Annotated in this window: 15 protein-coding genes and 1 tRNA gene; 9 read left to right on the top strand and 7 right to left on the bottom strand. The window is 65.1% G+C overall.

Features of this window, described 5'->3' with window-relative positions; translation table 11 throughout:
• Positions 1-33: 33 nt before the first annotated feature.
• Positions 34-609 carry a DUF4142 domain-containing protein gene (locus HDG34_RS21845; RefSeq protein WP_184062131.1) on the bottom strand — a complete coding sequence of 192 codons (576 nt, stop codon included), beginning with the start codon at positions 607-609 and terminating at the stop codon, positions 34-36.
• A 349-nt stretch (positions 610-958) separates the two neighbouring features.
• Here HDG34_RS21845 and HDG34_RS21850 point away from each other — a divergent pair, with 349 nt between their 5' ends.
• Complete coding sequence (locus tag HDG34_RS21850; protein ID WP_090803881.1) at positions 959-1,951, top strand: chemotaxis protein; 993 nt, start codon at positions 959-961, stop codon at positions 1,949-1,951.
• Between the two features lie 37 nt (positions 1,952-1,988).
• Here HDG34_RS21850 and HDG34_RS21855 read toward each other — a convergent pair whose 3' ends face one another.
• Together HDG34_RS21855 and HDG34_RS21860 are read right to left on the bottom strand one after the other, a co-directional pair.
• Positions 1,989-3,074 (bottom strand): asparaginase, encoded by a 1,086-nt coding sequence (locus HDG34_RS21855; protein WP_184062132.1) that lies wholly within the window; start codon positions 3,072-3,074, stop codon positions 1,989-1,991.
• A 56-nt stretch (positions 3,075-3,130) separates the two neighbouring features.
• Positions 3,131-4,393: an MFS transporter gene (locus HDG34_RS21860; protein ID WP_184062133.1), complete on the bottom strand. Its 1,263-nt coding sequence runs from the start codon at positions 4,391-4,393 to the stop codon at positions 3,131-3,133.
• A gap of 537 nt (positions 4,394-4,930) precedes the next feature.
• Here HDG34_RS21860 and HDG34_RS21865 point away from each other — a divergent pair.
• The 8 genes from HDG34_RS21865 to HDG34_RS21900 all read left to right on the top strand — a co-directional run bounded on the left by HDG34_RS21865 (position 4,931) and on the right by HDG34_RS21900 (position 12,567).
• Entirely contained in the window at positions 4,931-7,732 is a 2,802-nt protein-coding gene (locus HDG34_RS21865) for a monovalent cation/H+ antiporter subunit A (RefSeq protein ID WP_184062134.1), read from the top strand.
• The gene (locus HDG34_RS21870; RefSeq protein ID WP_090803875.1) at positions 7,732-8,064 is read left to right on the top strand and encodes a Na+/H+ antiporter subunit C; all 333 of its coding nucleotides are present in this window, start codon (positions 7,732-7,734) and stop codon (positions 8,062-8,064) included. The genes HDG34_RS21865 and HDG34_RS21870 overlap by 1 nt, the downstream gene beginning before the upstream one ends.
• A complete protein-coding gene (locus HDG34_RS21875; RefSeq protein WP_184062135.1) occupies positions 8,061-9,842 on the top strand; it encodes a monovalent cation/H+ antiporter subunit D in 1,782 nt (593 codons plus the stop codon). The genes HDG34_RS21870 and HDG34_RS21875 overlap by 4 nt, the downstream gene beginning before the upstream one ends.
• Positions 9,843-9,844: 2 nt before the next feature.
• On the top strand, positions 9,845-10,339 hold the full coding sequence (locus HDG34_RS21880) for a Na+/H+ antiporter subunit E (protein ID WP_184062136.1): 495 nt from the start codon (positions 9,845-9,847) through the stop codon (positions 10,337-10,339).
• On the top strand, positions 10,333-10,608 hold the full coding sequence (locus tag HDG34_RS21885; RefSeq protein WP_184062137.1) for a K+/H+ antiporter subunit F: 276 nt from the start codon (positions 10,333-10,335) through the stop codon (positions 10,606-10,608). The genes HDG34_RS21880 and HDG34_RS21885 overlap by 7 nt, the downstream gene beginning before the upstream one ends.
• Before the next feature lie 8 nt (positions 10,609-10,616).
• Positions 10,617-11,009, top strand: coding sequence for a Na+/H+ antiporter subunit G (locus HDG34_RS21890; protein WP_090803870.1), 393 nt, complete (start codon positions 10,617-10,619; stop codon positions 11,007-11,009).
• A gap of 419 nt (positions 11,010-11,428) precedes the next feature.
• A complete protein-coding gene (locus HDG34_RS21895) occupies positions 11,429-12,265 on the top strand; it encodes an RNase A-like domain-containing protein (protein WP_184062138.1) in 837 nt (278 codons plus the stop codon).
• Entirely contained in the window at positions 12,262-12,567 is a 306-nt protein-coding gene (locus tag HDG34_RS21900) for a contact-dependent growth inhibition system immunity protein (protein ID WP_311734820.1), read from the top strand. Before HDG34_RS21895 ends, HDG34_RS21900 begins: the two co-directional genes overlap by 4 nt.
• A 545-nt stretch (positions 12,568-13,112) precedes the next feature.
• Here the strand turns inward: HDG34_RS21900 and HDG34_RS21905 are convergent.
• The 4 genes from HDG34_RS21905 to acs form a co-directional block, all read right to left on the bottom strand.
• Positions 13,113-13,203 (bottom strand) — tRNA-Ser (locus HDG34_RS21905).
• Between the two features lie 70 nt (positions 13,204-13,273).
• Positions 13,274-15,292, bottom strand: coding sequence for a sodium:solute symporter family protein (locus HDG34_RS21910; protein WP_184062139.1), 2,019 nt, complete (start codon positions 15,290-15,292; stop codon positions 13,274-13,276).
• A gap of 4 nt (positions 15,293-15,296) precedes the next feature.
• On the bottom strand, positions 15,297-15,725 hold the full coding sequence (locus HDG34_RS21915; protein WP_184062140.1) for a DUF4212 domain-containing protein: 429 nt from the start codon (positions 15,723-15,725) through the stop codon (positions 15,297-15,299).
• A 158-nt stretch (positions 15,726-15,883) separates the two neighbouring features.
• The gene (gene acs / locus HDG34_RS21920; RefSeq protein WP_184062141.1) at positions 15,884-17,866 is read right to left on the bottom strand and encodes an acetate--CoA ligase; all 1,983 of its coding nucleotides are present in this window, start codon (positions 17,864-17,866) and stop codon (positions 15,884-15,886) included.
• Between the last annotated feature and the right edge of the window lie 21 nt (positions 17,867-17,887).

Raw genomic sequence — 17,887 nt, forward strand, 5'->3', positions numbered from 1 at the left:
ACCGCCGCCTGCCGCGTAGCGACGTGACGCCGCTTATTGCGCGGCCACGGACAGATGCTTGCGCTTCGCGAGATCCTGCGCCATCGCATAGTGCTGCTGGATCGTCGGCAGCGCCTGTTTCGCGGCGGCCTTCAACTGCTCGTCGCGGCCCGCTGCGATTTCCGCCTGGAAAGCGGACAGCGCCTTCTGTTCACCCGCGAGCGCGACCTGCTCGATGTACACCTTGTCGAAGTCCGCGCCGCGCAGATGGTTGATGCTTGCGAGCACGGCCGCATCGGGATCGTTCTTCGGCACGTCGACACCGCGCGGACTCGCCGCGCGCAACGCGTCGGTGATCCTGGCGTCGTCGCTCGACACGCGCTCGGCGAAGGCCTTCACGTCGCGGTCGGCCGAACGCGCGGTGGCGATACGCGCGGCATCGCGCTGCGTCGCGACGGCTTGCGTGCCGTCCGCGATGAAGGTCTGGTCGGCGGCATGCAGGCGGCCCGTGTCCGTGGACGCGGCGCTCTGCGCGCTGGCCACCGAGGCGGCCGTCAGAAGACCACCGAAGCAGGCAACGGTGGCGATGCGGGCCAAAGCGACGGAAGGGACGGAAGGCAGGCGGATCATACGTTCTCCTTGAGGTGAAAGCATCTGAAAGCAAAACGACGGACACGTGTGCGCCGCGAACGAAGCGTGCGATGCAAAACGCTGCGGACTGCTTGCGAGCCCAGCGCGGCGCCACGCTTTTATCGCTGCCGATTCTAGAAGCCACGCCGTCGGGCAGGTGAAACGCTGCTGTCGCTTCTGTAACCTTAGGTAACCCTCATATGAATGCGCACACGTTTGCCGTATTCGTGTGAATCGCGCGCCGCTCGACGCTGCCACGCAGTGCTGAATTTTTCGCCATCGGCGCCGATAACCAGATACAGGCAACGCTCAGCACCGCTCAGCACCGCAATTCTGGAGAACGATTCCGATGGCAGACGACCACCGTGCCAATCACGAGCGCCACACCGAACGCAGCAACCTGACGAGCTCCAACAAGTTCGAGCTGCTGCTATACCGCCTCGGCCACGTGCCGGGCAGCGACGCGCACGAGTTGTATGGGATCAACGTGTTCAAGGTGCGCGAAATCTCGACGATGCCGACCGTCACGCCGATCGCCGGATCGTCGCCTTACGTGATGGGCGCGGTCGACATTCGCGGGCAGATCATCCCCGTGATCGATCTGCCGCGGTTGATGGGCTGCGAGCCGACGCGCGGCCTGAACATCCTGCTGGTCACCGAATTCGCGCGTTCGACGCAGGCCTTCGCGGTCGAGGAAGTCGACGACATCGTGCGACTCGAATGGAACCAGGTGCTGTCGGCCGATGGCTCGGCGGGCGGCAAGCTCGTCACGAGCATCGCGCGCATCGACGGCAATACCGGCGACTCGCGCCTCGCCCAGGTGATCGACGTCGAGCAGGTGTTGCGCGACGTGTTCCCGTCGCAGCATCCGAGCGTCGATCCGGCCTCGGTCGGCCAGGCGCTCGGCATCCGCCGCGGCGCGAAGATCCTCGCCGCCGACGACTCCGGCTTCGCGCGCAAGCTGATCGAACAGGCGCTCACCGCGATCGGCGCTGACTACATCATGACGAAGACCGGCGAGGAAGCGTGGCAGACGCTGCAGCAGGTCGCGCGCGAAGCGCAGAAAAACGGCGCGCGCGCGAAAGACACCATCGCGCTCGTATTGACCGATCTGGAGATGCCGGAGATGGACGGCTTCATGCTGACGCGCCAGATCAAGGCCGATGAACGCACGCGCGATATTCCGGTGATCATTCACTCGTCGCTGACGGGCGCGGCCAATGAGGCGCATGTGAAGAACGCGGGCGCCAACGGCTATGTCGCGAAGTTCGCGGCGAGCGAGCTCGCCGATGCGATCCGTGATGCGCTGGGTGCCGCGCCGGCGAAGGCGGCGGCGGCTTGAGCTCTGGGGTGTCGAGCAGTGAATCGGGTCGCCGCGCTCAACGATGCGCGGCAAGCTCGATCGAGAAGTCCATCCGGCCGATCTCGACGCCCATCGTGTTGAGGCGCTGCGGCGCATGAAAGCCGTCGAGCGCCGCGCGTTGTTCAGGCGTACCGATATCGAGCACGGCGAGCAACTCGGCGGTGACCGCGTAGAGCACGGCGGGATTGCCGTCCTCGATCTTCAGCGCGATGCCTAGCGCACCCTTCGCGCCGAGCCGCGCGGTCTGCCGCGATGCCCGTACGCCGATCGCATAGCTGCCGTCCGCGCCGACCTTGCCGACCAGTGCGCCATCGAAAGCCTGCATCAGCAGCGTACAGAAGCGCCCCTCCCCGCCGACCAGTTCCGGGTACGACGTCATCGCGCGATAGATGCGCGCGAGCGCGGCCGCGCGCGGCGTCGTCGCGGCGGCTTCGGTTTCCTGTTGATCCTGCGCCGCCGCGAGCTTCGCGAACAGACGTGCGAGCCGGTCGAGCGCAAACGCCGGCGTCGGCAGATTGCAGCCGTCGATCGCCCATTGCACGCCCTCGTCGGGCAGATCGCAGACGCTCGCGACCGTCTGCTTCACACGCACCTGCAACGGATGCCCGGGCAGCTCATAGCCGGCGAGCGCCGCGCCGATCGAACCCGCGCCGGCCAGCATGCCCGCGTGCTTGCCCGAACAGTTGCTGCACACGCCGGTGGGCGCAAAGCCGCGCCGGATCCAGTCGACGTACACCGCATCCGATAACGGCGGATGGCCGCCGCAACGCAGATCGGCCTCGCTCGCCTGCGCTTTCGCGAGCATGCCGCGCGTGCGTTCGATATGACGCGGCTCGCTGCTGTGCGATGCGCACATCAGCGCGAGATCGGCTTCGTCGAAACCGCAACGCTCGAGCGCGCCGGTTTCGAGCACCGCGAGCGCCTGGGCCGGCTTCGCCGCGGAACGCGCGAGCGTCATGCGCGCGGGGTCGCCGAACGAATACAGCAGACGACCATCCGCATCGACGACCGCGACGTGCGCGAGATGCGTGTTCTCGACGGATTCGCCACGATAGATCGTCGCCGCGACCGGCGCGGCGGGGTGCAGTTCGGACTGGCTCATGTGGTTCGTCTCCTCGTCGTGTCATGGATCGGGCGATGGCGCCCAGGCCCTGGCAATCAGGCGCTCGCCGCGAGCGCCTCTTCGCGCTCGAGCGTGCGCGTGTGCCGCAGTTCGGGAAAGAACCGCATCCACAACAGCGCGATCGCGATCGTCGCGACACCGCCGACCAGCACCGCCGGCTGCGCGCCCAACCATCCCGCGGTCAGGCCCGATTCGAACTCGCCTAATTGATTCGACGTCCCGATGAACAACGAATTGACCGCGCTGACGCGGCCGAGCATTTCATCGGGCGTGCGCAATTGCACGAGCGACAGCCGCACCACCACGCTGATCGTGTCCGACGCGCCGAGCACCATCAGCGCGAACAACGAAACGAGGAACTGATGCGACAGCCCGAACACGATCGTCGCGATGCCGAACACGATCACGCCGCCGAACATCGCCGCGCCGGGCCGGTTGCGCAATGGAAAATGCGCGAGCCAGATCGTGCCCGCGAGCGCGCCGATCGCCGTGCCCGAGCGCAACAGGCCGAGACCGAGCGGGCCCGCGTGCAGCACGTCGCGCGCGAAGATCGGCAGCAACGCGGTCGCGCCGCCGAACAGTACCGCGAACAGATCGAGCGACAGCGCGCCGAGAATCACCGGCTCGCGACGAATGAACGCGATGCCCGAAAAGATCGATTCGAGCGTGACGGGCGCGCGGCTCGCCGGCTTCATCTGCAACGGAATGCTCCACACCGACGCGGCCGCCGCCGCGAACGTCAGCGTGCACGCGAGATACGCGGCACCGGGACCGATGCCGTACAGCAGACCACCGAGCGCGGGCCCGGCGATCTGCGCGGTCTGATTGGCGGACGTCGCCCACGCGGTCGCCTTCGGCAGATAGCCGCGCGGCACCACGGCCGGCAGCAGCGACGCCACGGCCGGCGATTCGAACGCGCGCGACGCGCCGACGCAGGCAGCCAGCACGTAGATGACCGGCGCGCTGATCCAGCCGCCGAAGGTGCCGATCGCGAACAGCAATGCAGCGACACTTTCGAGGCTCTGGCAGACGGCGGCGATGCGGCGGCGATCGTAACGATCGGCGACATGGCCGACGACGAGCGTCAGCAGGAACATCGGCAGAAACTGCGCGAGACCGACGAGGCCAAGTGCGAACGCGCTATGCGTGAGCGCGTAGACATGCCAGCCCATCGCGACCGCGAGCATCTGGAACGACAGCGACGACAGGATGCGGGTGCACCAGAAACGCTGGAACGGCGGGTGTTTCGGCAGGCTGAAATGCGGGGAATCGGCGGGATCGATGGAGGCTGGGGGCATCGGTTGTTGCTCGTGACAGGGCGCATCGGGGCGTGGGTTGGGCGGGCGCTAGTTTAGAGCAAGACCGGAGGGCATGCACAAAGGAGGCGGATCTCGAACCAGTGGAGACGCCCATCGTCGAAATGGGGGCCATACCTAAACCGTAGCCCGGCACATCGGACACCCATGTGCCATCGAAAAGATTGAAAGCCAAAGTGTGGCCTGGCTCTTCAGTTGCATACAGATCCAGTTCAGTTCCTTTCAATTTGGCGCCTCGATTGATCGTCAAGTTTGCCGATTACGGTGCATCAGCGCGCCGTATGTCACGCGACGGGCGTTAAATCGAACGCGCGTCCGCATCAATGGGCACGATTGGGCATCAGTCTGGCTCGCCGCGCGCTTCGCGGTGGGTATTTATGCTTGATGTATCGATGTGAACTGCCGGGCTGTTTGCGGCTATGATTGTGCCCCGTGGGCAGCCGCCCGGCTGGCGGCACGCCGGCCCAGTCCCACCGGCCAGCCACACCGTCTAACACTCGAACTCCCGGAGGGCATCGAATGGTACTGGGGTGGCTCGTCCTACTTCCGTTCATGGCCGCGGCGCTCATTGCGCTCACGAGGCCGCGCGCCGCCGCGCTCTGCACCTGGATCGCGTTCGCGACGGCGCTGTTCGGCTGCGCGCTGCTGCTGAGCGAGCGCGTGCGCATGGGCGACCACGACGTGCTGCAATGGCGCCATGAGTGGATGCCCGACATCGGCCTCGCGCTGTCGCTGCGCCTCGATGGCCTCTCGTTCATGTTCGCGTTGCTCGTACTCGCGATCGGCCTGCTCGTCTTCATCTACGCACGCTACTACCTCGCCGGCAGCGATTCGTTGCCGCGTCTGTACCTGCTGCTACTGCTCTTCATGGGCGCGATGCTCGGCATCGTGCTGTCGAACAACCTGCTGCTGCTCGTCATCTTCTGGGAACTGACGAGCCTCGTCTCGTTCCTGCTGATCGGCTTCTGGCCATCGCGGCCCGACGCGAGGCGCGGCGCACGCATGGCGCTCACCATTACCGGCGCGGGCGGTCTCGCGCTGCTTGCGGCCGTGCTGTTGCTCGGCCACGTATGCGGCAGCTACGAGCTGAACGACGTGCTCGCCCAGCTTGACAAGGTGCAGCACGATCCGCTCTACCCGGCCATTCTGCTGCTCACGCTGTTCGCGGCGTTCACGAAGTCGGCGCAGTTTCCTTTTCACTTCTGGCTACCGCACGCGATGTCGGCGCCCACACCCGTGTCGGCCTATCTGCATTCGGCGACGATGGTGAAGGCCGGCGTGTTCCTGCTCGCGCGTCTCTATCCGCTCTTCGAAGGTACCCACCTGTGGGCTTACACGGCGACAGTGGCCGGGCTCGTCACGCTGGTGGGCGGCGCGGGGTTGGCGTTGTTGCAGCGCGATCTGAAGGGCCTGCTCGCCTATTCGACCATCAGCCATCTCGGCCTGATCGTGCTGCTGTTCGGCCTCGACACGCAGCTCTCGACTGTCGCCGCGCTCTTTCACACGGTCAACCACGCGGTGTTCAAGGCGTCGCTCTTCATGGCCGCGGGCATCGTCGATCACGAAACCGGCACGCGCGATCTGGGCCGTCTGCGCGGCCTGCGCAGGTACATGCCGCATACGGCCGTGCTGGCGAGCGTCGCGTCGCTGTCGATGGCCGGCGTGCCGCTGCTCAACGGTTTTCTCTCGAAGGAAATGTTCTTCGGCGAAACACTCGCGCAAAGCATGTTCGGGCCGCTGAACCTCGCCGTGCCGGTCATCGCGATCGTGGCGGCGGCGCTCTCCGTGGCGTACTCGCTACGTTTCGTCTGGGGCGTGTTTTTCGACGGCGAGACGCCGCGCGATCTGCCGCACTATCCGCCGCACGAGGCGCCGCGCTTCATGCGGCTGCCGGTCGAGATTCTCGTGGCGCTGTGCCTGCTGATCGGCCTGTTCCCGCAGCAAAGCATCGGCAGGCTGCTCGAGTCGGCCGCGTGGGTCACGCTCGGCGGCAAGCTGCCCGACTACAGCCTGAGCCTGTGGCACGGCGTCAATACGCCGCTCGTGATGAGCGCGGTGTCGTTCGCGGCGGGTGCGGCGCTCTTTTTCCTGCGCCGCAATGCGTTCCGCCACCGCCGCACGGCGCTCACCGAGTTGAACGCGAGCGAAATCTTCGACCGCTTCGTGCAGCGTCTCGAACAGTGCGCCGGCGTGATCGTGCGCTTGTTCGAGACGCGCTCGCTGCCGGCCTACCTCGCATGGATGATCGCGGCGATGCTGATCGTGCCGGGCGTGCCGCTCGTCGCGCTCGACACCTGGAGCGGCAGCCACACGCGCCTGCCGCCCGATCCGTTCACGCTGGGCGGCCTCGTGCTGATGGCGTTGCTCGCCGTCGGCGTGGTGTGCGTGCGTGCGCGCACCCTTTACGCGCTCGTGATGCTGAGCACCTGCGGCCTGCTCGTGTCGCTCGCCTTCGTGCGCTTCTCCGCGCCCGATCTCGCGCTCACGCAGATCTCCGTCGAACTGGTCACGATCCTGCTGCTCGTGCTGGCCGTCTATTTCCTGCCCGCGCTGCAACGCGCCGTCGAGCCGCTCCCCGTCCGGCTGCGCAACGGCGTGCTCGCGCTCGCGGGCGGCGCGCTGCTCGGCGCCGTGTCGTACAGGATCATGACGAGCGCGCCGCTGCCAGGCATCGCTCCGTACTTCCTCGCCAATGCGCTGCCCGGCAGCGGCGGCCACAACGTCGTCAACGTGATCCTCGTGGATTTCCGCGGCTTCGACACGATGGTCGAAATCAGCGTGCTCGTGGTCGCGGGGCTCGGCGTCAAGGCGCTGCTGCGCGGGCTGCGCCTGAAGTCGCCCGATGCGGGGCCGGATGGCCGGCCATGGTCGTCGCAATCGCATCCGCTGATGCTCGCGATCCTCGCGCGGCTGATGCTGCCGCTCACCGTGCTCGTCGCCGTGTTCGTGTTCCTGCGCGGCCACAACCTGCCGGGCGGCGGCTTCATCGCGTCGCTGATCCTCTCGATCGCGTTGTTGCTGCAGTACGTCGCGAGCGGGGTGCTGTGGACCGAGTCGCGCATCCACCTCAACTACCGCGCGCTTGCGGGCTTCGGCATTCTGATCGCCGCGACCACGGGGCTCGGCAGTCTCGCGTTCGGCCAGCCGTTTTTGACCAGTGCGTTCGGGCACCTGCACGTGCCGCTGATCGGAGAGATCGAACTGTCCACGGCGATGCTGTTCGATCTCGGCGTAACGGGCGCGGTGGTCGGCACGACGCTCACGATCGTCTCGCACCTCGGCGTACGCGACAAGGACATGCAGTCCGTGGAGAAAAGCTGATGGAAGCCGCCTTTGCCATCGCGATCGGCGTGCTTTGCGCGTGCGGCATCTACCTGCTGCTGTGCGCACGCGTGTTGCCGGTGATTCTCGGCATCACGCTGTTCTCGTATGCGATCAACCTGTTCCTGCTCGGCATGGGCCGGCTTGCGATCGGCAAGCCAGCGGTCATCGCGGCGGGGGCGCAATACGTCGATCCGGTGCCGCAAGCGCTCGTGCTGACGGCCATCGTGATCGGCTTCGCAATGACGGCCTTCACCGTGGTGCTCGCGCTGCGCTCGTTTTCGATCACGGGCAACGATCACGTCAATGACGAGGAGACGCCCGTCGAATGAACCACGTTCTCCTGCTCCCGATCCTGATTCCGCTCTTTTCCGCGGGCGTCATCGTCGTGCTGCCGCTGCGCGCGAAACGCCTGCAACGCGCGCTGAACGCGCTCGCCATCATCGCGCTGCTGCCCGTCGCGTGCCTGCTGATGGCGCGCGCCGCGCAAGGCGAGATCGCCAGCTACGCGCTCGGCGCATGGCCCGCGCCGTTCGGCATCGTGCTGGAACTCGACCGGCTCGGCGCGCTGATGCTGGTGCTCACCGCCGTGCTGGCGGTCTGCTGCCTGCTCGGCACCTCGAGCGAGGACGCGAGGCGCGGCCGCTATTTCCGTGCGCTGTTCCAGTTCGAGCTGATGGGCCTGAACGGCGCCTTCCTCGCGGGCGATCTCTTCAACCTGTTCGTGTTCTTCGAGCTGCTGCTGATCGCGTCGTACGCGCTGCTGCTGCATGGTGGCGGCGCGCGACGGGTGCGCAACGGGCTGCACTATCTGTTGATGAACCTCGTCGGTTCGTCGTTCTTTCTGGTCGCGATCGGCGTGCTCTACGGCGTCACGGGCACGCTCAACATGGCCGACATGGGCGAACGTCTGGCGCGTCTCGGGCCGGAGTCGCTGCCGCTCGCGCAGTTCGCGGGCGCGACGCTGATGCTCGTGTTCGGCCTCAAGGCCGCCGTGTTTCCGATGTCGTTCTGGTTGCCGCAGGCCTACCGCAGCGCCATCGGCCCGGTGGCCGCGCTGTTCGCGATCATGACCAAGGTCGGCATCTATGCGATGCTGCGCTGCGACGCGCTCGTGTTCGGCGCGGCGGGCGGCGTGCTCGATGCGTTCATGCATCAGTGGGCGTGGTGGCTCGCGATCGCGACGATCGTGTTCGGCGCGCTGGGCGCGTTGGCGGTGTCGAGTCTCAAGACCACGACGGGCTATCTCGTGCTGGTTTCGGTGGGTCTGCTGATCGCGGCGATCGCACTACAGACGCCGCTCGCATGGAGCGCGCTGCTCTACTACCTGATCAGCACGACGCTCTGCACTGGCGCGCTGTTCCTGCTCGCCGACACGCTCGAACCCGAGCAAGCCCCGACCCCGCACGCCGCCCATGCCGCCGTTTCCGCCGATGCCAATTCGATCGAGCCCGGCTCGCTCGAAGCGCTCGACGACGCGGCCGCGGCGGCCATCTCGCCCGCCCCGGACGGCGAAGCGGTGGCGACGCTGGCGCGGGTGCAGCCGCTGCAGGTCGAGACGGCCGGCGCGCTCGCCGTGATGGTCGGGGAACCGGCTCACACCGAAGCCGAAGCTACGGTCGAAGCGGTCCCGCGCACGCATGCACCGTGGCCATCGAACCTCGCCGCGCTGCTCTATCTGATCGCCGCGGTGGGCGCCGCGGGCCTGCCGCCGCTGTCCGGGTTCCTCGGCAAGGCGATGGTGCTGGCCGCCACGCCGCTCGGCGCGGCAGTCGTGCTGTGGCCGGCCGTACTGCTGTCGAGCCTGCTCTCGATCGTCGCGCTGAGCCGCACGGGCACGCGCCTGATGTGGGCCGCGCCGGCCGCGCGCGCCGCCGCCGGCAAAGAGGAGCGCGCACCGCGTGGCAGTAATGCGAAGCTCGCCGCATGCGCGATCCTGCTCGGCTGTGTCGTGGCCATCACGCTCGGCGCGGGCGCGGTGCGGCACTATCTCACCGATACGGCGACACAGCTATTCGATCGCGCCGCCTACGTGCACGCGATCCTGCCCGCGGCGCGCTCCTCGCCACCAGCGGCCGCCGCGACCACGGCCGATGCACAGGGGAACTGACGATGTTGAAAAGGCTCTTCCCCCACCCGTGGCTCGCGGTCTTGCTGATCATCTGCTGGGTGCTGCTGATGAACGACGTCTCGCCGGGCAATCTGCTGCTCGGCGCCGCGCTCGGCTACGTGATCTCTTTTCGCGTCGCCGAAGGCTTGTGGCTGCGACCGGTGCGCTTCGGCCGACCGTGGCTGCTCGTGCTCCTCGCCTGGCATGTGTTGGTCGATATCATCGTGGCCAACGTCGAGGTCGCGCTGCTCGTGCTCGGCCCGACGCGGCGGATGCGCCCGGCGTTCATCGAAGTGCCGCTCGACAGCACCCACGAGATCGCGCTCACGGTGCTTATCAGCGTGGTCTCGCTGAGCCCTGGCACGCTGTGCGCCGAACTCAGCGACGACCGCACGCGCCTCTCCGTGCACGTGCTCGACCTCGGCGACGAAGCGGCACTCATCGCGCTCATCAAGTCCCGTTATGAAGCCCCATTGATGGAGATCTTCGCATGCTAGCCATCGTGATTCCGATCTCGCTCGCGATCCTCGGCATCGCGTTCCTGCTCGCGCTGTGGCGCCTCGTGCGCGGGCCGTCGCTGCCCGATCGCATCGTCGCGCTCGACACGCTCAACATCAATGCGATCGCGTTGATCGTCGTGTACGGCATCAGCTTGCGCTCGACGATCCTCTTCGAGGTTGCGCTTCTGATTGCCGTGATGGGTTTCGTGGGTACCGTCGCGCTCACCAAGTACCTGCAGCGCGGCGACATCATCGAACTCAACTAGCGTGGGGTATGCCGATGGAAACTTTTGTCGAAGCGATCGTTTGTTTGCTGCTGCTGGCCGGCAGTCTGTTCACGCTGGTCGGGGCGGTCGGGCTCGCCCGGCTGCCCGACTTCTTCATGCGGCTGCACGGTCCGACCAAGTCGACCACGCTCGGTGTGGGCGGCATCGTGCTCGCGTCGGTGGTGTATTTCAGCGCGCATAACAACTTCGCGAGCCTGCATGAGTTGCTGATTCCGGCGTTTCTGTTTCTCACCGCGCCGATTAGCGCACATATGCTGGCGAAGGCTGGGATTCAGCAGGGAGTGACGCTGTCAGAGGCGACGCGGGGGCGGCCGCCCGTTACGGGCGCTTGCGCGGAACGGGGGAATACGGGGGAGTTGCGGGAGGGGGATGAGGGGTGAGGCTTGTCGAAGCTTCGCGCCTCTCGGGACGATCCCGCGTGCACAAAATTCTCGTTGACCGGATTTTGTGTTCTGTCCCGGCGGATCTATGCGCGAGACCTCGCAGCGCGCGCTCGCGCATTCCGCGGCAAACAACGTTGAGACGGCCACTCACCGAACGGACCTGCTGGAACAACGACGCGCGACGACGGGGGCATGGCCAAACCCTATGTCCACGCTGCGCTATACGAGCGCTGCCTTGCTGAACGGAACCGTTCTTGTCCAGACTGTCCATACGCGCTACGGCGCGCATTCCGGCGCGCACAAATGTTGACATTTCGTTGATCGAAGCGAAAGCCTAAAATCATCCATCGCCCATTCCATACCCCTGTGGGACGCCTGCTAGCGTAGCAGCCCCAACAGCTACAGAGGACACTGGAATGTCGTATCAACAGAATTCGGACGGCGTGCGCGTGGTGCTCAGTGCGCCGCAACTAGCGGCAGTGCTCTCCCGTCAGTCGATCAGCCCTACCGAGATGCGTTCCAACCGGCTATGGGGCGGCTTGCAGGTTGTGGGCGGGGTGCTGGAAATGGTCGGGGCGGCAGCGCTATGTGTGCTGCCGGAACCGACGATGGCGAGCAAGGCCGGATGTGTTGTGTTCGGCGTACATGGCTCAGATACGGCGTCGGCAGGTTTGCGTCAAATCTGGACGGGCCGGGATACGGTCACGCTGACCCAGCAAGGTACGGCGAAGCTGGCCGAGGCGATGAACGCCGGTCCTGACATGGCGAACAACATCGGCCTGTCAGTCGATATGATCGTGCCGTTCGGGTTCGCTGGCTCGATCAAGGCTGCACGCGTGGCCAGCGTTACGATGGGCCGGATCGATCTGCAAATGCATGAAGCAAAAGCGCTCAATCCGAGGCTGGGAGGGCACACACTCGAAAAGCACGTGGGGCGGACCGAAGCGCAATTGCGCGAAAGACTGAGACTTGAACCGCATCGAAAAAGAGTGTCGTCATTCACGAACCTGGAGCGGGCGGAATGGGCAATATCAGAAGTAATGCGCGCCCATACGACACAAATCAGGAAATGGGCGGAGTGCTCAGGTAGTGGCGGCCCCCTTACACTGACGCAGCGTGTGGCGAGTGATGTCGGCTATGGAATTGCACGACAGACAGGAAAAATGACGCGGATGAATGAGGTTGTCGTTGTACTGAAATATCAAACCTACAATGGAATGCCGTACTACATTTTTACCGCATATGCTGGATGAAGGCGAAAATTATGCTGTCAGAGCGTTACCCGAAACTTTATCAGTTGTTTGGCGCATACCTTAATCAGGATTCTGATTTATGGGGAGAAACGATTCCGGAAATTGTTTCGTGCTACAGGAGGGACTGCCCACGGGAAAGCCATCTCGAAATGATCCACGAAATAGATTCGTTCATAAACGAGCACCCGGATGATCTGGATTCAGCGTTTGAAACGGATTACGGGCAAGATTTCGACCCGGAGTTGTGGGGCTATACGACCGCTTCGTTTCTCGAGGAATTGAAGCGTCTTCTGAGCGATTAATCCACTCGTCGCCGCGCGAGGTTGGTTCGATATCACCCGGGCATCCACTCGACAATGTTTGCATTTCACCCCGAGGTGTTCGCCTCGAAGTACCGACACCCTGTCTCATTTATCGTCGAGTATCCCCGAGGCAGCGATTAGATATATGAGCCCCAATTCCCGCAACATTGTTGAGTTGACCGACGTTGGAGCAGACGACCCAATGTGGATTCTCGCGCGCGCGACGGAGATGGCGCAGCTTTGGCGGGGGCGACGCATGCCACGGAGCTGGTCGGGTATTTTCTTCTCTTGCCATGCCGACCGAACTGCCAGAAAGACTTAGGCCCAGGCCTTAATGAGCCCCGCCCCGAGCGGGGCTTTTCATTTGTTCCCCGGTAAGTCTCTTTGTCGAGCCGAGCCCCCGAAAACCCCGACCTGTGTTGTTCGTAGACGACGCATCGAAATGGCCGCCGGCGGGTGGGGAATTGCACCGCGTGCACGCGTGTGGGTACTGGTGCGGGTAGAAACGAAAAACGGGCCGAAAGGCCCGTATTCATTGGATGTCCTGGCGGAGAGAGGGGGATTCGAACCCCCGATAGGCTATTAACCTATACACGCTTTCCAGGCGTGCGACTTAAACCGCTCATCCATCTCTCCGGCGGGGAGCCGAATTATAGCAAACTTCGCGCCCTGCGCCACACCCTGGCCAAAGCCCCGCGCAAACCGCCTACGGATGCCGGATATAGTCGACCAGCGCGATCGTATAAGCGTCCGCCTTTCGATCGAGCAAACTCACCCCGATCGCCACGAGAAAACCCGCCGGCACACCGAACACGCCCGAACTGATCGGCTCGATGCCAAACCAGCGCGCACCTGTGAATCCCGTCATCTGCGTGAAGAACGGATACGTCGACACGATGTAGTAGATGCACACGACGAGCCCCGCGACCATCCCCGCCACCGCGCCGAGCCGCGTCGTGCGTTTCCAGAACACGCCGAGCACGAGCGCCGGAAACAGACTCGACGCCGCCAGCGAAAACGCCGCCCCGACCAGAAACAGAATATTCCCCGTATTCAGCGACGCCACGTACGACGCGAACAATGCGACACCCAGCAGCAGAATCTTCGAGATCGTCACGCGCCGCTGGCTCGACGCGTTCGGATCCACCATGTGGTAGTACACGTCGTGCGATAGCGCGTTCGCGATCGTCAGCAGCAGACCATCCGCGGTCGATAGTGCCGCCGCGAGCGCCCCCGCCGCGATCAAGCCCGACATCACATACGGCAGCCCCGCGATCTCGGGCGCCGCGAGCACGACCATATCGGGCTGCATCTGTATCTCGCTCCAGCGCACGATACCGTCGCCGTTCGTATCGGCGAGGCTGATCAGGCTCGGTTCGACCTTGCGCCATTGCATCAGCCACTGCGGCAGATCGGCGAAATGATGGCCGACCAGATTCGACAGGATCTCGTACTTGATCAGCACCGCCAGCACCGGCACGGTCAGATAGAACAGCGCGACGAAAAAGAGCGTCCAGCCGACCGAGCGCCGCGCCGACGCCACCGAAGTCGTCGTGTTATAGCGCGTCAGGATATGCGGCAGGCTCGCCGTGCCAAGCGACAGACACAGCAGCAGCGATAGAAAGTTACGCGCGTGCGTGCTCCGGTCTTCCTCACCGACAGCAGGAAACGGTTCCTGCATCGGCACCGGCGCGCTCGCCCGCATCAGCATGTCGTCGCGCTTCTGACTCCAGACGATCTGCGCGGCGGCGGCATCGCGCGGAAACTGTTCGAGCGCGCGCTCGCGCTCCTTGATCTCGCGCAACGGACCGTTATGGCGGCGCAGATCGCCGACCTCCTGCGTGAGCCGCTGCTTTTCCTCGATGAACGATTGCGGCAGCGTATCGAGCCGCAGTTGCATCAACGCGGCGCGGCGTCGATAGTCGTCGCGCACGCGCTCCTCGAGCGGCGCGTCGCGCACCTGCTTCTCGAGCCCTTCCATGCGCTCCATCAGGCGCCCATAGCTGAATTGCGGCACCCAGCCGAGGCCGTCCTTGTGCGCGATCATCGATACCGGTATCAGCATCGCGAGGATCAGGATGATGTACTGCGCGACCTGGGTCCACGTGACGGCACGCATGCCGCCCAGAAACGAGCACACCAGAATGCCCGCGAGCCCGCAGAAAATGCCGACCGCGAAATCGACGCCGATAAAGCGCGTCGCGATCAGCCCGACGCCCTGGATCTGCGCGACCAGATAAACGAACGAGCACAGGATCGCGGCGAGCGCCGCGAGGCCGCGCACCGCGTTGCTCGAATAGCGCGTGCCGAGAAAATCGGGAATCGTGTAGCGCGCGAGCTTGCGCACATACGGCGCGAGCAGGAACGCGACGAGGCAATAGCCGCCGGTCCAGCCCATCATGTACGCGAGGCCGTCGTAGCCGGTCGCGTAGATCGAGCCGGCCAGACCGATGAACGACGCGGCCGACAACCAGTCGGCCGCGGTCGCCATGCCGTTGAACGCCGACGGCACGCGCCGCCCCGCTACGTAGTATTCGACCAGGTCGGACGTGCGCGACAGCACGCCGATCACCGCATACACCGCGATCGGCACGAACAGGAACACATAGCCGATCCACATCCCGGGACCGGTGCTGCGCTCGATGCGCCACATCACGTAGACGAACAGCAGAAAGCCGAGCGTATAGAGCGCGTACGAGCGGATCAGCCGATGCGTGAGCTTCATCGGCTCAGCGCCCGCGCGCGGCCGGCGCGGCCTTGCCGATCGTGACGTCATCGTTCGCGCCGCTGGTGGAATCCGCGGCGGGACCGCTTGCCGCATCGCGCTGCGAATCCGCTTCGAACGCGTGCTGCAACTGACGATCGGCGCGCTGCATCAGCACGATATAGACGACGATCAGCGCGAGGTAGATCAGGATCGCGCCTTGTGCGCCAAAGTAGAACGGCAGCCTGAAGCCGCCTGCGTGCACCTGCGCGAGCGCGGGCGCCAGCAATGGCACGACGAAGGAGACGAAGAAGCCAAGCGTCATCAGCACCGCGATCAGCGCGAGGTTGAAACGCCAGTACTTGCGATGCGCCAGCGCCATCGCCGCCGAGACCGGTGGCGGTTCGGGCGGGGGGTTCAACCTGGCGTGGGAGGATAGGTGCGGCGCGGCCATGCGCCTATGTATCAAAAAGGCATCGGCGAGGCAATCGGGATTGTCCGCGCAACGCCGCGATGCAAGCCGTCCGCTCGAATAACGGGTCTGCGCGGCGTGCCCGCAAGCGTGTCGATCGACACCGCCGCCGCCGTCCGCGCAGATCCGCTTACAACGCTTTAAATCGACTCGCCGAGCTGATCGAGAATCGCCGGGTTTTCCAGCGTCGACACGTCCTGGGTGATTTCCTCGCCCTTCGCGAGCGAACGCAACAGACGACGCATGATCTTGCCCGAACGCGTCTTCGGCAGGTTCTCGCCAAAGCGGATGTCCTTCGGCTTCGCGATCGGACCGATCTCCTTGCCGACCCAGTTGCGCAGGTCGTTCGCGAGCTTCACGGCCTCTTCGCCTTGCGGACGCGCACGTTTGAGCACCACGAACGCGCACACCGCCTCGCCGGTCGTCGCATCGGGGCGGCCCACCACGGCGGCTTCCGCGACGAGCGGATTGGCCACCAGTGCCGACTCGATCTCCATGGTGCCGAGACGATGGCCCGACACGTTCAGCACGTCGTCGATGCGGCCCATGATCGTGAAGTAGCCGGTCTCCTTGTCGCGCACCGCGCCGTCGCCGGCGAGGTAAAGCCTGCCGCCGAGCTCGTCGGGGAAGTAGCTCTTCTTGTAGCGGTCCGGATCGCCCCACACGTTGCGCAGCATCGCCGGCCACGGACGCTTGACCACCAGAATGCCGCCCTGCCCGTTCGGCACGTCCTGCCCGGTTTCGTCGACGACCGCGGCCATGATGCCCGGCAGCGGCAGCGTGCACGAACCCGGCACGAGCGGCGTCGCGCCCGGCATCGGCGCGATCATGTGGCCGCCGGTCTCGGTCTGCCACCACGTATCGACGATCGGACAGCGGCCGCCTCCGACGTTCTCGTAGTACCACACCCACGCCTCCGGATTGATCGGTTCGCCGACCGTGCCGATGATGCGCAACGTCGACAGGTCGTAGCTCTTCGGATGCACTTTAGCGTCGGCCTCGGAGGCCTTGATCAGCGAGCGGATCGCAGTAGGAGCCGTATAGAACAGCGTGACCCCGTGCTTCGCGATCATCTGCCAGAAGCGCCCGGCGTCCGGATAGGTCGGCACGCCCTCGAATACGACCTGGGTGCCGCCAAGCGTGAGCGGCCCGTACGTAATGTAGCTATGGCCGGTGATCCAGCCGATGTCGGCGGTACACCAGAACACGTCGGAGGGGCGCCAGTCGAAGGTCCATTTCAGCGTTTGCGCGGCCCACAGCAGATAGCCGCCGGTGCTGTGCTGCACGCCCTTCGGCTTGCCGGTCGAGCCCGACGTATAGAGGATGAAGAGCGGATGCTCGGCGCCGACCCATTCGGGCGCGCACTGGTCCGACTCGGCCTGTGCGAGTTCGTGCATCCACAGGTCGCGCCCTGCGTCCCACGCGACCTTGCCGCCGGTGCGCTGGTACACGATCACGCTCCTGACCTTCTCGCAGCCGCCGAGCGCGAGCGCTTCGTCGGCGATGTTCTTCAGCGGCAAAGCCTTGCCGCCGCGCATCTGTTCGTCGGACGTGATCAGCGCGACCGCGCCGACGTCGACGAGCCGCTCGTTGAGCGACTTCGACGAGAAGCCGCCGAACACGACCGAGTGCGTCGCGCCGATCCGCGCGCACGCCTGCATCGCGACGATGCCCTCGATCGACATCGGCATATAGATGACGACCGGGTCGCCTTTCTTCACGCCGCGTTTTTTCAGCGCATTCGCGAAGCGCGATACGCGTTGCAGCAGATCCTGATAGGTGACGTTGGTGACGATACCGTCGTCGGCTTCGAACACGATCGCGACGCGCTCGCCGTTGCCGGCCTCGACGTGACGGTCGATGCTGTTATACGACGCGTTCAGCTGGCCGTCTTCGAACCACGTGTAGAACGGCGCCTTCGATTCGTCGAGCACCTTCGTAAACGGCTTGTGCCAACTCAGCGTCTCCTTCGCGAGACGCCCCCAGAAGCCTTCGTAGTCGCGCTCCGCTTCGGCGGCGAGCGCCCGGTACGCGTCCATGCCGGAGATCGTGGCACCCTTCGCAGTGTCAGCGGAGGGCGGAAAAACGCGGCGTTCCTGAAGAACCGATTCAATCGCAGACATCGACAACCCCTTGGTGAAGAT

This window comes from Paraburkholderia sp. HC6.4b (genome assembly GCF_014200875.1).
In the GTDB taxonomy this organism is placed as follows: domain Bacteria; phylum Pseudomonadota; class Gammaproteobacteria; order Burkholderiales; family Burkholderiaceae; genus Paraburkholderia; species Paraburkholderia tuberum.

What these genes read in the sequence shown, in the direction of transcription:
- HDG34_RS21845 (WP_184062131.1), bottom strand. Translation starts at nt 609, where the DNA reads ATGATCCGCCTGCCTTCCGTCCCTTCCGTCGCTTTGGCCCGCATCGCC.
- HDG34_RS21850 (WP_090803881.1), top strand. Translation starts at nt 959, where the DNA reads ATGGCAGACGACCACCGTGCCAATCACGAGCGCCACACCGAACGCAGC.
- HDG34_RS21855 (WP_184062132.1), bottom strand. Translation starts at nt 3,074, where the DNA reads ATGAGCCAGTCCGAACTGCACCCCGCCGCGCCGGTCGCGGCGACGATC.
- HDG34_RS21860 (WP_184062133.1), bottom strand. Translation starts at nt 4,393, where the DNA reads ATGCCCCCAGCCTCCATCGATCCCGCCGATTCCCCGCATTTCAGCCTG.
- HDG34_RS21865 (WP_184062134.1), top strand. Translation starts at nt 4,931, where the DNA reads ATGGTACTGGGGTGGCTCGTCCTACTTCCGTTCATGGCCGCGGCGCTC.
- HDG34_RS21870 (WP_090803875.1), top strand. Translation starts at nt 7,732, where the DNA reads ATGGAAGCCGCCTTTGCCATCGCGATCGGCGTGCTTTGCGCGTGCGGC.
- HDG34_RS21875 (WP_184062135.1), top strand. Translation starts at nt 8,061, where the DNA reads ATGAACCACGTTCTCCTGCTCCCGATCCTGATTCCGCTCTTTTCCGCG.
- HDG34_RS21880 (WP_184062136.1), top strand. Translation starts at nt 9,845, where the DNA reads ATGTTGAAAAGGCTCTTCCCCCACCCGTGGCTCGCGGTCTTGCTGATC.
- HDG34_RS21885 (WP_184062137.1), top strand. Translation starts at nt 10,333, where the DNA reads ATGCTAGCCATCGTGATTCCGATCTCGCTCGCGATCCTCGGCATCGCG.
- HDG34_RS21890 (WP_090803870.1), top strand. Translation starts at nt 10,617, where the DNA reads ATGCCGATGGAAACTTTTGTCGAAGCGATCGTTTGTTTGCTGCTGCTG.
- HDG34_RS21895 (WP_184062138.1), top strand. Translation starts at nt 11,429, where the DNA reads ATGTCGTATCAACAGAATTCGGACGGCGTGCGCGTGGTGCTCAGTGCG.
- HDG34_RS21900 (WP_311734820.1), top strand. Translation starts at nt 12,262, where the DNA reads ATGAAGGCGAAAATTATGCTGTCAGAGCGTTACCCGAAACTTTATCAG.
- HDG34_RS21910 (WP_184062139.1), bottom strand. Translation starts at nt 15,292, where the DNA reads ATGAAGCTCACGCATCGGCTGATCCGCTCGTACGCGCTCTATACGCTC.
- HDG34_RS21915 (WP_184062140.1), bottom strand. Translation starts at nt 15,725, where the DNA reads ATGGCCGCGCCGCACCTATCCTCCCACGCCAGGTTGAACCCCCCGCCC.
- acs (WP_184062141.1), bottom strand. Translation starts at nt 17,866, where the DNA reads ATGTCTGCGATTGAATCGGTTCTTCAGGAACGCCGCGTTTTTCCGCCC.